Origin of the sequence: Billgrantia bachuensis (assembly GCF_011742165.1) — a bacterium.
GTDB classification, from domain to species: domain Bacteria; phylum Pseudomonadota; class Gammaproteobacteria; order Pseudomonadales; family Halomonadaceae; genus Halomonas; species Halomonas bachuensis.
Window position 1 is genome coordinate 68,642 of record NZ_JAAQTO010000024.1, and the last position, 13,921, is coordinate 82,562.

The window sequence follows — 13,921 nt, forward strand, 5'->3', positions numbered from 1 at the left end:
GGGCTCGACGACATCCCGCGACGCAGGGAACGCCGCCCGATGAGTCTGCGCGTCATCCTTCGCATCCTCGGCCTGTTGCTGATGATGTTCAGCCTGACCATGATGCCGCCGATCCTGGTTTCGCTGCTGTTCGGCGACGGCCAGTGGCAAGCCTTCAGCATCGCCATTGTGATCACCGTGGTGACCGGCTTGGTGATTTACCTGCCCAACCGCCGCGCCCACAAGGAACTGCGTACCCGCGACGGCTTCCTCATCGCCGCGCTGTTCTGGAGCGTACTCGGGCTGTTCGGCTCGCTGCCGCTGATGCTCACCGGAGATGCCGCGCTGATGCCCACCGACGCGGTATTCGAGTCGTTCTCGGGGCTGACCACCACTGGCGCCACCGTGATCACCGGCATCGAATTCCTGCCTAAATCGGTTCTCTATTATCGTCAGCAACTGCAGTGGCTCGGCGGCATGGGGATCGTGGTGCTGGCGGTGGCAATCCTGCCGACCCTCGGGGTCGGCGGCATGGCGCTCTACCGCACCGAGATCCCCGGGCCGTTGAAGGATTCCAAACTGACCCCGCGCATCACCGAGACGGCCAAGGCACTCTGGTACATCTATGCCGCGCTGACACTGACCTGCTTCCTGGCCTACATGGCCGCTGGGATGGACTGGTTCGATGCCCTGGGTCACAGCTTCTCCACCGTAGCCATCGGCGGTTTCTCCACTTATGACGCCAGCATCGGCCACTTCGACAGTGTCCTGATCGAGCTGATCTGCATTTTCTTCCTGGTCATCTCGGCCATGAGCTTCAGCCTGCACTTCCTGGCATGGAGGGGCAGGCAGCTCAGCCACTACCTGCTTGACCCCGAGGCGCGCTTTCTGCTGATATTCCTGTCCGGGCTCGCCCTCATCGCCGTGGTCTCGCTGTGGCTTACCGGCACCTACGACACCGAGCGCGGGTTGCGCCATGGGCTGTTCCAGGCGGTTTCGGTCGCCACCACTGCCGGCTTCGGCGTGGATGACTTCTCGGCCTGGCCGGGTGCGCTGCCCTTCCTGTTGTTCATGGCTGCCTTCGTCGGCGGCTGCTCCGGCTCAACCGGCGGCGGCATGAAGGTGATCCGCATCATCCTGATCCTCAAGCAGGGCATGCGCGAAGTGATGCGCCTGATCCATCCCAGCGCGGTGATCGCGGTGAAGGTGGGCAAGGTGAGCGTGCCCGACGGTATCGCCCAGGCGGTATGGGGCTTCTTCTCGGCCTACCTGATGCTGTTCTTCCTGATGCTGGTGGGCGTCATGGCCACTGGAGTCGACCAGGTCACCGCCTGGTCGACGGTAGCCTCTTCCCTCAACAATCTGGGCCCCGCCCTCGGCGAGGCTTCGGAAAACTATGGCGAACTACCCCAGCTCACCAAATGGATCCTGGTGGTGGCGATGCTGCTCGGCCGCCTGGAGATCTTCACCGTACTGGTGCTGTTCACCCCCGCTTTCTGGAAAAAATGACGCCTGGCTATCGCCGGGTTGGTGCACCGCCCGGCTTCGTGGATAATCGGCTCTTCACCCCTTGCAACCCGAGCGTTCATGACCGACTCCCAGGACTCCGTGACAGAGCCTCGCCAGGACGGCGCTTTCAGCGGCCCCCATCAAGTCGTCGAAGTGGGCGAGACCCGCTACACCCTGCTGGGCACCGCTCACGTCTCGGCCGAGAGCGCCGATGACGTACGCCGGCTGATACGCTCCGGCGAGTTCGATGCCGTGGCCATCGAGCTGTGTGACGCACGCCACCACAATCTCAGTAATCCGGATGCCTTGGCCCAGCAGGACCTGTTCGAGATATTCCGCCGGGGCAAGGCCGGCATGGTCGCGGCCAACCTGGCACTCGGGGCGTTCCAGCAGCGGGTTGCCGAGCAGTCCGGCATCGAACCCGGCGCCGAGATGCGCGCCGCCCTGGAGGAGGCGCGCAACCACGACCTGCCGCTGTTGTTGATCGACCGTGACGTGGGGGTCACGCTCAAGCGCATCTACGGCAACGTGCCGTGGTGGCAACGCATGTCCTTGTTCACCGGCCTGCTGGGCAGCGTAATGTCACGCCAGGAGATCAAGCCCGAGGAGATCGAGCGCCTCAAGGAGGGCGATGTACTGGAGTCGACGTTCAGCGAGTTCGCCGCCGAATCCGAGACGCTCTATACGCCGCTCATCTCGGAGCGTGATCGCTACATGGTGCTGCGCCTGGCGGAGCAGGCCCCACCCGGACGCTACCGTAACGTGCTGGTGGTGATCGGCGCCGGGCACATGAAAGGCATGGTCGAGCATTTCGGCGCCCCCCTGCCCGCCGAACCCGAAGTCGAGCGCCAACTCCTGGAAGCCACCCCGCCGCCCTCGAAACTGTGGCGCGCACTGCCGTGGCTGATCACGGCACTGGTGCTGACCGGTTTCGCCATCGGCTTCTCGCGCAACACCGACCTCGGCTGGCAGCTGGTCGTCGAGTGGTTCCTGATCAATGGCGTGCTCTCTGGGGTTGCCACGCTGGCCGCCCTGGCCCACCCGATCACCGTCGTGGCCACCATGTTCGCCGCCCCGCTCACCTCGCTCAATCCCACCATTGGTGCCGGCTTCGTTGCTGCCGGGGTCGAGCTATGGCTGCGCAAGCCGAAGGTGCGTGACTTCTCGATGCTGCGCCACGACGTCACCGAGCTAAAGGGCTGGTGGCGCAACCGTGTCTCGCGCACGCTGCTGGTGTTCCTGTTCGCCACCCTGGGCTCCGCCGCCGGTACCTGGATCGCCGGCTTCCGTATCGCCGGGGCATTGCTGGGGACCGCCACCTAGGTTCAAGCCCCCTCGCCGGCCTGACCTTCCCCCGGGTCGCTTCGCTCGGCCCGGGAAAAGGCTTCAATGACCTGAGCCACCACCTTGCGCCGTTCCACCGGCAGGGCCAGATAGCGCTGCAGCACGCGGCGTTCCTCGGCGCTGACCGAAGCGTCCCAGGTACCGCGCGGCTCGCTCACTCGATAGCCGCCGCCCTCACCGAAGCGCAGCGTCTGGGGCTCGACCCCGAGCCACTCGGCCAGCACTTGCAGCTTCTCCTGTTGCGGCAGGGTTTCCCCGCACAGCCAACGCCGCACGCCCTGCAGCGTGACGGGTTTTCCCCAATAGCGCAGGTTGAATTCCCGCTCGAGTACGGCAGGGCGCGGTTCGTAGCCGGCAGCGCGCATGGCCGCGGCCAACCGCTCGGCGAAGGCAATCTTCTCATTCATCGAAGGAATGTGCCGCGCACGCCGCCCTCCCAGTTAAACTGCAGTTGATATTTAACGACAACAAATGGTTTACTTTCGCCATGCCAGATACCCTCATGGTCATGCCGGCCAGCCCGGATGACATGCGACAGGGAAGACGGCAGCCCCCTCGCTGCTGGGACATCACAAGGAAACCGCCATGACGGACCCGCTTGATAGGGAACTCGCTGCGGGCCTCTGCCCGTCTGCGCTGCCCATCGACGATGCGGTACAGCCGCACGGCTGCCTCATCGCTTTTGACCACGATTGGCAAGGCGTGAGCCTGGTCAGCGCCAATCTTTATCGCTTCTTCGGCCTGCTACCCTCCGAAGCGCTCGGGCGGCCTCCCGAAGACGTGTTGGGTGCCGATATCGCCATGGCCCTGGCGACGGCTTTGACCAGAGGTGCGCCGGGCATGACGATTCGCCCGGGCCGGAGGGACGCCTCTGGCCAAGGGGAAACCGATTCGCCCCCTCTTTACGTCTCCGCCCACATGACCGGACAGCACGTGATCCTCGAAGCGGAGCCCCTGGCGGAGGAGAGCCATGAGTTGCCGGGGATCGGTTGCGCGTGGGGAGCGCGCCTCGCCCGTGCCAGCAGCGTAAACGAGCTCCATGCTCAATTGTTGCGCGCACTGTACGCACTGACCGGCTTTGACTCCTGTACCCTCGAGCATGGCGGACACAGCCTCCCACAGGGCAACGAAGGCACTCGTTCCGAGCCTTTCCCCAGTGCCGCGGATGGCTGCGTCAACCCATCGCTAATGCTGGTCGACGGCCAGGCGGAGCCGATCGAACTGCTCGCGGTGCCGGGCCCGCTTCCCGACCTATCGCCCTGCCCGCTATGCCAGCCGTCGCCGGCGCTGCACGCCTGGCTGTGCAGCCGCTGGGCCCGCGCGGCACTCATCCTCGAACTCTGCGAGACGCTCCCGGACCGGAGCCTGGTGATATGTCGCAATCGACAGCCTCGTCATCTCGCCCCACCCTTGCGCCAGCTGCTCCAGCAACTCGTCCAACTGGCCGCGCTACGCGGCGCCCTGCTTCGCGAAAAGCAGGAAACCCAGCACCGCTACCGCCTGCTGCACGAGCGCAACACCAAGCTCCAGTGGTTGGCGTATACCGATCCGTTGACCCAGGTGGCAAACCGTCACCGCATCGAACAGGTGCTCGAAGCCGAGCTGGCACTGGCCAGCCGGAACGGCTCCCCCTTGGCACTGCTGCTGTTCGATGTCGACCATTTCAAACCGATCAACGATACCCATGGCCACGAGGTGGGCGACCGGGTGCTGCATCGCGTGGCCCAGGAGGTCCAGTCGCAGCTGCGCGGCAGCGACCACCTGGGCCGCTGGGGTGGCGAGGAATTTGTCGCTGTCATCCCCGGATGCGACCTGGCCCAGGCGCAGGAACTGGCCTGGCGCCTTTGCCAAACCCTCGCCCAATGCCGTATCGATCCCGTGGTGTGTGTGACTGCCAGCTTCGGAGTTGCCGTTCACCGACCTGGCGACACCTCCCGCAAACTGGTGCAACGCGCCGATCTTGCCATGTACCGCGCCAAACGAGCGGGGCGTGCCTGTGTGCGAACACAGGAGAACGACGAGTAACATCGCTTCATTCGGCGCGGTAGGCCAGCAGTCGCTGCATTGGCGCAGTGGTAGTCTCGATCTTCTCGTAGCGGCGGCTGGCGGCATAGCTGACGTTGAAGACATCGAAGTAGTCGTCCAGCACCTGGGCCGCCTCGACGTCTCCACTCTGGCGCAGCAGTTCTGCGGCAACCTCGGCGGTGCACAGGTGGGCTCGCGAGGCGGGCTTGCGCAGCTGGTAGCGAGTCAGTCGCGTGGTGGCCAGAGGCAGTACCGGCAGGCGGTCGAGATAAGGGCTCTTGCGGAAGATGCGCCGCGCCTGGCGCCAGGTGCCATCGAGCAGGATGAAAACCGGTATCCTCCCGCCCGCCTTGGCCTCGCCAACGGCCTCGATGCCAACCACCCGCTCGGCATAGTCGGGCTGGTCGTCGGGGAAGATCACGAAGGGGGTGAAGCGCGGATCGTCGAGCAGCGCCACCAGCCGCGCGTCCGGCGTCGTACGGTACCAGGTGAAGACCTCGGTGGCGGGCAATACATCTCGGATCAGGCGCCCGGTATTGGTCGGCTTGAAATGCTCGAGCGGATGGGTGATCAGCCACACTCGCGCCTCGCTCTCGGCGCTGGCCTGGTAGGGGCAGAGACAGTTCAACACCGGCAGTTGGCAGCCCGGGCAGCGCTCGGTGAAGCTGCCCCGCGCCTTGAACTCGCGCCTCGGCGGGCGGGGGGGCCCTGTCGCAGGGTCGCGCTCGGAAAGGTCGGCCTGGCAAGGCTCGTCCAGCATGATCACGTATCCAGGGGGGGCGGCAGGGGCCATATTCTAGCACGCCCTGCCCTTCAGCCAACCAGGGTTTGCGGCACCCATAGCCTCCCTTCCCGCTGCCAGTGTCGCACCAGGGCCGGCACCCCCTTGCCGGCGGGCAGGCTGATGCGGGTCACCCCCGGCGGTGCCAGCGCTTCGGCTTCGGGATCCACCAGCACGCTGGGAGCATCCCGCGGCGTAAGTTCGAGCAGCGAGGCGGCCGGCATCACCGCCAGCGAGGTCCCCACTACCAGTAGCAGGTCCGCCTCGCCGACGATCTCGCAGGCATCCGGAAAATGCGGCACTGCCTCGCCGAACCACACCACGTCGGGGCGAAGCTGGCTGCCCTTGTCGCAGATATCACCCAGCGCGATCCCGCCGCGTGGCAGCGGGTACTGCATGCGAGCATCCACCGTGGAGCGCGCCTTGAGGATCTCGCCGTGCAAGTGCAGCACGCTGCGCGAGCCGGCGCGCTCATGCAGGTCATCGATGTTCTGGGTGATGATGCTGACGCGAAAGCCCTGCTGCTCCAGCGCCGCAAACGCCTTGTGGGCGGCGTTGGGACGCGCCCGGCGAACCTGCTCGCGGCGCAGGTTGTAGAACTGCAGCACGCGGGCGGGATCGCGCCGCCAAGCTTCGGGCGTGGCGACCTCCTCGATGGGGTGCTCGGCCCACAGGCCATCGCCGGCGCGAAAGGTCTGGATGCCGCTTTCGGCGCTGATGCCCGAACCGGTGAAGACCACCAGGTGGGGTCGCCTGTCGTCTGCCATACGTCTCCTCACGTCGTCGCACCGGGCCCCGGCGCTAGTAGACCAGGCCGTTCTCCTCGCTGGCGCTGAAGCGCTGCTTGTTACGATAGGGATAGACGTCGATCACGCGGCCGTCGATGATCGCCCGTTGCAGTCCCTTCCAGTAGTCGGCATCGAACAGCTCCGGGTGCAAATGGTAGAAGAGCTTGCGCAACTTGAGGTCGGCGAACAGGAACGGTCCGAACTCCTCGGGGAAAATATCATTGGGTCCCACCGAGTACCAAGGCTCGCCGGACAGTTCCTGCTCCGGATACATCGGCTCGGGAATATGACGGAAGTTGCACTCGGTGAGATAGCACACCTCGTCATAGTCGTAGAAGATCACCCGCCCATGGCGGGTGACGCCGAAGTTCTTCAGCAGCATGTCGCCGGGGAATATGTTGGCCGCGGCCATCTGCTTGATGGCGTTACCGTAATCCTTGAGCACCGCCCGGCTCTCCTCCTCGCCGATCTGCTCCAGATAGAGATTGAGCGGGGTCATCATGCGCTCGGTATAGCAGTGCTTGATGATGACCTTGTCACCCCTGAGATACACGGTGGAAGGCGCCACCTCCAGCAAGTGTTCGAGGCATTCGGGCGAGAAATGATCCTGCCTGGCGATGAAGTTGGAGAACTCCTGGGTATCGGCCATGCGCCCGACCCGGTCGTGGCGCTTTACCAGCCGGTACTTCTCGCGCACGGTGTCGTGGCTCATCTCCTTGGAGGGGTCGAAGCGATCCTTGATGATCTTGAACACGGTGCGAAACGAAGGCAGCACGAACACCGCCATGACCATGCCGCGCACGCCGGGGGCGATGATGAACTTGTCCTCGCGCTTGGCCACCTGACGGTTGAGCGCGCGGAAGAATTCGGTCTTGCCGTGCTTGAAGAAGCCGATCGCCGAGTAGAGTTCGCCCTCCGGTTTATCGGGCATCAGCTGCTGCAGGTAATCGACGAACTCGCCCGGTACCTGTACCTCGACCTGGAAGTAGGCGCGGGTGAAGGAGAAGATGATCGAGACCTCGTCCGATTCGATCAGCACGGTATCCAGATGCAGCCCCTCGCCCTGCTCGTGCAGGATCGGCAGCACCAGCGGCACCTGTACGCCATCGCCACGGACCCGTCCCACCAGGTAAGCCCCCTTGTTGCGGTAGAACACGCTCTTGAGCAGCTCGATCTCGGCGTCTGGCGCAGCGAGGATCGCCGGGGGCAGATGACCGCTCAGGAACTCGCCGCCCAGCCGCACGTCCCGCTCCAGATCCTCGAAGGGGGTCTCGAAGGGTGCCTCGGACAGCGCCCAGCGAATCGCCGCCTCCCAGTCGCCCTCAATGGGCCTGCGGCGGCAGGGTTCGAGCCCCGAATGGTGGGCTGCGGCGTCCCGCGAGCTGTAGACGAACATCCAGTCGTTGCGAATGTGGCGATGGTGGAAGATCGAGCAGAACAGCGAGTTGAAGTAGGTCTCGGCCAGTTCGTAGTCGAGCCGTTCGCTGATCAGTTCGGCATAGTGATTGCGCGCCTCGCGCCAGCATTCGCAGTGAGTCAGATCGTCCTCGTCCAACGCTCGCTGCAACCGCCCCAAGGTTTCGCCGACCTTCTCCTCGTAGAGGTTGATGCGCTCGGCCGAGGCCTGCTGGGCCTCGCGCCAGGCGGCATCGCGAAAGCGCCGGCTGGCATCCGCGGTGATCTCCTTGAAGCGGGTACGATATTCGTCGAAACCATGCAGGATGGTGGCGGCGAGACGGTAGGCGGGGGAATGCTTCATGGCGAACTCCGGGCAGCGTAGGCCACCAGCTTCGCCAATTCTCGCCGACAGCGCGAGCCGACCATGGTGGGGCGTGCTGTAGTTCGACGACACGACCGTCGTCACTCTTTCATCATCGAGCTGTCGTCGGACCGTCATCCACGGCTGGCATCCTCGCTCTCAAGCTCCCAGGCAGCGAGGATGCCATGCGAATCTGTCTTGTCAGCGAGACCTGGACGCCCGATATCAACGGCGTCGCCCACACCCTCACGCAGCTGAGCCAGGAGCTGTTGGCACGGGGCATGTCGCTGCAGCTCATTCGCCCACACCCGGCCGACGCCAATGCCCCGCGGCGCACGCCGGACATGGAGGCCGAACTACGGGTACCGGGCATGGCGATACCCGGCTACCGCGCCGTGCGCATCGGCATGCCGGCAAAACGGCGAATTCTGCGGATGTGGCAGAAACAGCGCCCCGATGTGGTCTACCTGGCCACTCAAGGCCCGCTGGGTTGGTCGGCGCGGCACGTGGCCAAGCGTATGGGCATCCCACTGGTGGCGGGCTGGCACACCAACTTCGACCACTATTGCGGCGACTACCGGGTTCCCTGGCTGGCTCCGACGCTGATGCGCGGGCTGCGCCACTTCCACAACGGTTGCCAGGCCACGCTGGTGCCCACGCGCCAGCAGGCGGATGCGCTCGCTCGACAGGGCTTCCAGCGGCTCGAGGTAATGGGCCGCGGCATCGACCACCGGCGGCTCGATCCCGCGCTGCGCTGTGCCGAGCTGCGCCGCAGCTGGGGCGTCGACGAACACCGCCCGGTGGCGCTGCACGTTGGTCGCCTGGCGGCGGAGAAGAATCTCTCCCTGCTGCGCGAGACCTTCCATGCCATGCGCAGCGCACGCCCCGACATGGCCCAGGTCGTCGTCGGCGACGGGCCGGCGCGCCGCTCGCTCGAGAAGGCACTGCCGGAGGTTCGTTTCACCGGATTCATTTCGCCGGAGGCATTGGCCCGGCACTATGCCAGCGCCGACCTGTTCCTGTTCCCCTCGCTTTCCGAGACCTGGGGCAACGTGGTGCCGGAAGCCATGGCCAGCGGTCTTGCCGTGGTGGCCTACCGTCATGCCGCCGCCGCCGAACTGATCGACAGCGATGTCAACGGCGTGACCGTACCCGCCGGAGATGCCGAGGCGTTTCGCGAGGCCGCCGTGGCGCTGTGCCAGCAGCCGGCGCGCTACGCCCAGATGGGCCGAGCGGCGCGCCTGCGCAGCCAGGCCTGCCGCTGGCCGGCCATTGCCGATATCTTTCTCTCCGTTCTCGAGCGGGCCCGGGAGGTGAACCATGCGTCCACGCACCCTTGCGGTATTTGATCGACTCGACCTGCTTGAGTGGCGCCTCTGCCAACGCTTCGCCAGCCTCAGCCTCTACGCGCCATGGCTTGCCACCCTGCGCCTGGCCAGCCGCGTGGGCGACTGGCCGGTGTGGGTGCTGCTGATCGCCGCCCAGCCACTGCTCCAGCCCCAGGCCGGCCTCACACATTTTCTGCAGTACGCCACGACGGGGCTCATCGCCGTTGTCATCTACCGCCTGATCAAGACCCGCCTGTGCCGGGAGCGCCCCTTCATCACCTTCGGCAACCTCATCCAGTGCGGCGAGCCGGCCCGCGACCGCTACAGCTTCCCCAGCGGACATACCATGCATGCGGTGATGTTCTGCGTACTGACCGCCGCTCATGCCCCCTGGCTACTGCCACTGCTGGTACCGCTGGCGCTACTCATCGCAATGTCCCGGGTCGGGCTCGGCCTGCATTACATCAGCGACGTGGCCGCCGGTGCCGCCATCGGCTACGCCTTCGCCCTGGCCAGCCTCTACCTGGCAGGCTGACGTTACCAGAGCAACGCCTCGCCGTTGCTGTGCCAGAAGCCGCCGCTGGTTTCCAGCGTCAGCGCCGCGATGCGAGCGGCGATGCCGGCAGCAGCCTCTTCCGGAGGGATCAGGCCGCCGAAATTGACCATGCGGGTCTGCACGTAGCCCGGATGCAGCTGGGCGACGGCGATACCCTTGGGCTTGAGGTCGATGGCCAGCGACTTGCCGAAGGCGTTCAGCGCCGCCTTCGAGGCCCTGTAACCGTAGCGCCCGCCGGAATCGTTGTCGGCGATGGAGCCCATGCGGCTGGTGACGTTGGCCACCTTGCTGCCTGCGCCCAGATTGTCCAGCAGCGCCTCGGTCACCCGCAGCGGGCCGTAGGCGTTGACTTCCATCTGCTCGCGAATGGTGTCGAAGTCGAGCGAGCCCAGCGATTCGTCGTGCAGCAGGCCGGCATTGTTGATCAACAGGTCCAGGCGCTGCCCGCGGACGGCCTCGGCCAGGCTCGCCACGTCCTCGTCCTGGGTCACGTCGATGCCCTCGATCACCTGATCGGCGACCTCGGCGAGTTCCGCCGAAGCGGTACGACACACGCCGATCACCTGCCAGCCCTCTCCCTTGTAGTGGCGGGCCAATGCCAGACCGATGCCACGATTGGCTCCGGTGACCAATACCTTGGATGCCATGACGACTCCCTTATCTCTAATGACGGACGCCCTTCAGTTTGGTGGTCGACTCGGGAAGTGCAAGTACCGATTCGGCACATTTCCTTCAACGTAACGGGCGGCATATAATGGTTACGCAATGTAATTCATCAGTTTGCCCACTCACCGATGCCTGCCATCGAACAAGGATGCTTTCATGGCCAATCGCGCCTCAACTGTTACCCTCGTCGCCCTGGGTGGCGCTGCCGTCGGCCTGATCGTCGGCTGGCAACTGCCCGACTCCACGACGACCGCCGCCCCGGTCATCGACGCGGCCGAAGCCGAAACGGAAGCCGACAGCGCCTCGTTGCCTTCGCTGCAACTGGACGAACGCCTGCGCGGCGAGATCACCTCGGCCAGCGAACTCAACGGCAAGGATGGTAGCCGCTTCGAACGCTTCACCCTGACGCTCGAAGAAGAGGCGCTGGTCGAGATCGAGCTCGGTGGCCCCCTGCAGGGCACCCTCTCGCTGTATGACGCCGATGAACAGTTGCTCGCCTCGAGTGCCAACCCGGCTTATTACGATGCCCCGGCAGCCGCCTCGCTGCGCCGGCGTATCGACGAGAGCGGCGACTACATGGTGGTGGTCAGCGGCCACGACATGCATAGCTATGGCCCCTTCACGCTGACCAGCCGCCTGATGGAACTCACCACCAGCGATACGCTCGAGATGCCCTCGCGTGCCGATGGCTGGATGCAGGACGATGGCGACACCTACAGCGTGACGATCGAGGAGAGCGGCTTGTATCAGTTCGAGATGCGCTCCAGCGACGTGGATGCCTATCTGGTGCTGGAAGGCCCCAATGGCTACCGGCGCGAGGACGACGACAGCGCCGGCAACCTGGACGCCCGCATCGCCGACTTCCTCGAACCCGGCGAATACCGTGTTATCGCACGCTCTGCCTACGAACAAGAGGGTGGCCTCTACTCCCTGGAACTGGGCCCCCACGAGCTGGCCAGCGACGAGACGCTGCGCAACAGCGGTACGCTGGCAATGGACGAACCGCTGCACGGCTGGTTCAGCGGCGAGACGCTGACGTACGAGTTCACCCTCGATGCGCCTGCCGCGGTGACCATCGACATGCTCTCGTCCGATTTCGACGCCTATCTCGAACTACACGGCGACAACGTCTTCGTCAGTGACGACGACGGTGGCGGTGAGCTCAACGCCCGGCTCTACTCTCCACTCGAAGCCGGCAGCTACCGCGTGACCGCGCGCAGCCATGGCAGCCACGGCAGCGGCTTGTTCGAGCTGCGCGCCAGCGCAACCGCGATCGACGAGCTACCCAGCAACGGACAACTGGAAGTCAACAGTCCAGTGAGCGCCAGGCTGCAGCCGGGCGTTCGGGACTACTACGAGCTGGTAGTCGAGGAAGCCGGCCGCTATCGCCTCGACCTGCTCTCGGACGATTTCGATGCCTATCTCGAACTCGATGGCCAAGGTCAGTACCTGCGCGACGACGACGGTGCCGGTGGGCTGAATTCCCGGATCAGCGCCCACCTGGAACCAGGCAGCTATCGCGCTACCGCCCGCGCCTATGGCAATAGCGAGAGCGGTAGCTATACGCTGCAGCTGCATCGCGAGTGAGATGACTGGCGGCTGGCGCCGCCATGGAAGCCAGCCGCTAGCCGTCGATGTTCCGGCGGCGCTCGACGAACAGGCTGTTGCCGGCGTGCCGCTTGGCCTGATACTTGAGCTCAGAGAGCTCCGCGGCAATGGCTAGAGGGTCGCAGCCGCGCCCGTCGGCGATGGGGCGGGCCGCCAGCGACAGACTGACAAAGGAGTAGTGGGTAAGCTTCCCCTGGCGGTTCTTGATCCACACGCCACCGTGTCGCCGATCCCCGGTATCGTAGAAGCCGGGCGCCATGCCACCGAAAGCCTCGAGTATCGCGTGACAGCGGCGCTCCCAGCCCTCCCCGGCGAGCAACAGCATGAAGTCGTCGCCGCCGATATGGCCGAGAAAATCGTCCTGGCCGACCTCCTGGGCAAGCAACTGGGCCAGCGCCGTGATCACCCGGTCGCCACGGGCATAGCCGTAGGCATCGTTGTAGGCTTTGAAGTTGTCCAGGTCACAATAGACGGCGGTGAAGGTCAGCCCGGCTTCCAGCCACTCACTCAACGTCTCGTTGATCAACAGGTTGCCCGGCAAACCGGTCAAGGGATTGGCATGGCGCGCCTGACGTACCTGAATCGCGGTGATCTCCCGCAGCAAGTCGACGATATTGCCCATGCCCTGGTAGCGCCCCTGGCCATCCACGATCACGAAATCCTCCTGAGGCATGTCGCGACTGTCGGTGAGCTGCTGGCTGAGTGCGCTCAGCGGCGTCTCGTCAAGCGCGATCGGCACGCGCGGGTCGATCAGTTCCCTCACCTGACGCTTGGCGAACAGGGCATGGCTGTAGGGGTTGGTGAATAGCGTCAGGAACTCGTTGCGCCGGATCACACCCACCGGACGCCCCTCATCGACCACGGCCACGCAGCGCAAGCTGGGGTCAACACGAAAGCGTTCCGCCAGCTCGAGTACAGGCCACTGCGGCGTGATCGGCGCCAGCGGCTGGAGCACGGTGCGGGCACTGCGCACCTTCTCCTGGCGCAGCGGGGCACCGCTGCGAAGGAACGTCTCGATCTCTTGCGGTGGGGTGAGGCTGGGGCGCGCGAAATAGTAGCCCTGCAGCAGGGAGAGGCTACGGTCGAGCTCCCACAGGCAGCGGTACTCTTCGGCGGTCTCGACGCCCTCGGCAATCAACTGGCAACCCAGGCTGCGCGATACGTCCAGGATCGAGCGCAGAAACTCCCGCTTACCCGGCTCACGGTCGAGGCCGGCGATGAAGTGGCGATCGAGCTTGACGAAATCGGGGCGCAGCTCGGCCCAGTGCCGCAGGCTGGAGTGACCGGCTCCCAGATCATCCAGCGCCACCTGAAAGCCCATGTCACGATAGTGGGCCACCGCCTGGCGCATCAGGGCATAGTCGTGGATGGGCACATGCTCGGTCAGCTCGATCACTACCCGATTGGGGGCCAGGCCATGCTCGCGCAGGTAGCCCAGGGTCAGTCCTTCGCGAAAATCGCGCTCGACGATAGTGGAAGGCATGACGTTGAGGAACAGCCGCCCCGGCAGGCCGAGTCGAGAGAAGGCGGCTATCGCCAGCCGCCGGCACATCAGGTCGAGCTCGACCAGAAGCCCTG

General features: G+C 65.1%; 12 protein-coding genes. 6 read left to right on the forward strand and 6 right to left on the reverse strand.

Annotation, left to right across the window (positions count from 1 at the left end):
• The first annotated feature begins 39 nt into the window (after positions 1-39).
• Together HBJ55_RS10210 and HBJ55_RS10215 are read left to right on the forward strand one after the other, a co-directional pair.
• Positions 40-1,488, forward strand: a complete 1,449-nt coding sequence (locus tag HBJ55_RS10210; RefSeq protein WP_167113826.1) for a TrkH family potassium uptake protein — start codon at positions 40-42, stop codon at positions 1,486-1,488.
• A gap of 78 nt (positions 1,489-1,566) precedes the next feature.
• Positions 1,567-2,811, forward strand: coding sequence for a TraB/GumN family protein (locus HBJ55_RS10215; RefSeq protein WP_167113829.1), 1,245 nt, complete (start codon positions 1,567-1,569; stop codon positions 2,809-2,811).
• A gap of 2 nt (positions 2,812-2,813) precedes the next feature.
• Here HBJ55_RS10215 and HBJ55_RS10220 read toward each other — a convergent pair whose 3' ends face one another.
• Positions 2,814-3,239, reverse strand: coding sequence for a transcriptional regulator (locus HBJ55_RS10220; protein ID WP_167113832.1), 426 nt, complete (start codon positions 3,237-3,239; stop codon positions 2,814-2,816).
• 178 nt (positions 3,240-3,417) lie between these two features.
• On the opposite strand from HBJ55_RS10220, the gene HBJ55_RS10225 reads away from it, so the two are divergent.
• Positions 3,418-4,857 carry a sensor domain-containing diguanylate cyclase gene (locus tag HBJ55_RS10225; protein ID WP_167113835.1) on the forward strand — a complete coding sequence of 480 codons (1,440 nt, stop codon included), beginning with the start codon at positions 3,418-3,420 and terminating at the stop codon, positions 4,855-4,857.
• Positions 4,858-4,864: 7 nt separating this feature from the next.
• Here HBJ55_RS10225 and HBJ55_RS10230 read toward each other — a convergent pair whose 3' ends face one another.
• From HBJ55_RS10230 to aceK, 3 genes are read right to left on the reverse strand one after another with little or no spacing between them, the layout of a single operon-like run.
• The gene (locus HBJ55_RS10230; RefSeq protein ID WP_167113839.1) at positions 4,865-5,617 is read right to left on the reverse strand and encodes a tRNA-uridine aminocarboxypropyltransferase; all 753 of its coding nucleotides are present in this window, start codon (positions 5,615-5,617) and stop codon (positions 4,865-4,867) included.
• Between the two features lie 53 nt (positions 5,618-5,670).
• Positions 5,671-6,405 (reverse strand): SIR2 family NAD-dependent protein deacylase, encoded by a 735-nt coding sequence (locus tag HBJ55_RS10235; RefSeq protein WP_167113843.1) that lies wholly within the window; start codon positions 6,403-6,405, stop codon positions 5,671-5,673.
• Positions 6,406-6,439: 34 nt separating this feature from the next.
• Positions 6,440-8,185: a bifunctional isocitrate dehydrogenase kinase/phosphatase gene (gene aceK, locus HBJ55_RS10240; protein ID WP_167113846.1), complete on the reverse strand. Its 1,746-nt coding sequence runs from the start codon at positions 8,183-8,185 to the stop codon at positions 6,440-6,442.
• A 185-nt stretch (positions 8,186-8,370) separates the two neighbouring features.
• Here aceK and HBJ55_RS10245 point away from each other — a divergent pair, with 185 nt between their 5' ends.
• Together HBJ55_RS10245 and HBJ55_RS10250 are read left to right on the forward strand one after the other, a co-directional pair.
• Positions 8,371-9,534, forward strand: a complete 1,164-nt coding sequence (locus tag HBJ55_RS10245; RefSeq protein ID WP_167113850.1) for a glycosyltransferase family 4 protein — start codon at positions 8,371-8,373, stop codon at positions 9,532-9,534.
• Positions 9,506-10,048 (forward strand): phosphatase PAP2 family protein, encoded by a 543-nt coding sequence (locus HBJ55_RS10250; protein ID WP_167113853.1) that lies wholly within the window; start codon positions 9,506-9,508, stop codon positions 10,046-10,048. The genes HBJ55_RS10245 and HBJ55_RS10250 overlap by 29 nt, the downstream gene beginning before the upstream one ends.
• Before the next feature lie 2 nt (positions 10,049-10,050).
• Here HBJ55_RS10250 and HBJ55_RS10255 read toward each other — a convergent pair whose 3' ends face one another.
• The gene (locus HBJ55_RS10255; protein ID WP_167113856.1) at positions 10,051-10,716 is read right to left on the reverse strand and encodes an SDR family oxidoreductase; all 666 of its coding nucleotides are present in this window, start codon (positions 10,714-10,716) and stop codon (positions 10,051-10,053) included.
• A 175-nt stretch (positions 10,717-10,891) separates the two neighbouring features.
• Between HBJ55_RS10255 and HBJ55_RS10260 the strand changes: the two genes are divergently transcribed.
• A complete protein-coding gene (locus HBJ55_RS10260; RefSeq protein ID WP_167113859.1) occupies positions 10,892-12,322 on the forward strand; it encodes a hypothetical protein in 1,431 nt (476 codons plus the stop codon).
• 37 nt (positions 12,323-12,359) lie between these two features.
• Here HBJ55_RS10260 and HBJ55_RS10265 read toward each other — a convergent pair.
• Positions 12,360-13,921: bifunctional diguanylate cyclase/phosphodiesterase (locus HBJ55_RS10265; protein ID WP_167113862.1), on the reverse strand; the 1,562-nt coding region annotated here is incomplete at its 5' end.

What these genes read in the sequence shown, in the direction of transcription:
- HBJ55_RS10245 (WP_167113850.1), top strand. Translation starts at nt 8,371, where the DNA reads ATGCGAATCTGTCTTGTCAGCGAGACCTGGACGCCCGATATCAACGGC.
- HBJ55_RS10235 (WP_167113843.1), bottom strand. Translation starts at nt 6,405, where the DNA reads ATGGCAGACGACAGGCGACCCCACCTGGTGGTCTTCACCGGTTCGGGC.
- HBJ55_RS10260 (WP_167113859.1), top strand. Translation starts at nt 10,892, where the DNA reads ATGGCCAATCGCGCCTCAACTGTTACCCTCGTCGCCCTGGGTGGCGCT.
- HBJ55_RS10255 (WP_167113856.1), bottom strand. Translation starts at nt 10,716, where the DNA reads ATGGCATCCAAGGTATTGGTCACCGGAGCCAATCGTGGCATCGGTCTG.
- HBJ55_RS10225 (WP_167113835.1), top strand. Translation starts at nt 3,418, where the DNA reads ATGACGGACCCGCTTGATAGGGAACTCGCTGCGGGCCTCTGCCCGTCT.
- HBJ55_RS10230 (WP_167113839.1), bottom strand. Translation starts at nt 5,617, where the DNA reads ATGCTGGACGAGCCTTGCCAGGCCGACCTTTCCGAGCGCGACCCTGCG.
- HBJ55_RS10220 (WP_167113832.1), bottom strand. Translation starts at nt 3,239, where the DNA reads ATGAATGAGAAGATTGCCTTCGCCGAGCGGTTGGCCGCGGCCATGCGC.
- HBJ55_RS10215 (WP_167113829.1), top strand. Translation starts at nt 1,567, where the DNA reads ATGACCGACTCCCAGGACTCCGTGACAGAGCCTCGCCAGGACGGCGCT.
- aceK (WP_167113846.1), bottom strand. Translation starts at nt 8,185, where the DNA reads ATGAAGCATTCCCCCGCCTACCGTCTCGCCGCCACCATCCTGCATGGT.
- HBJ55_RS10250 (WP_167113853.1), top strand. Translation starts at nt 9,506, where the DNA reads ATGCGTCCACGCACCCTTGCGGTATTTGATCGACTCGACCTGCTTGAG.
- HBJ55_RS10210 (WP_167113826.1), top strand. Translation starts at nt 40, where the DNA reads ATGAGTCTGCGCGTCATCCTTCGCATCCTCGGCCTGTTGCTGATGATG.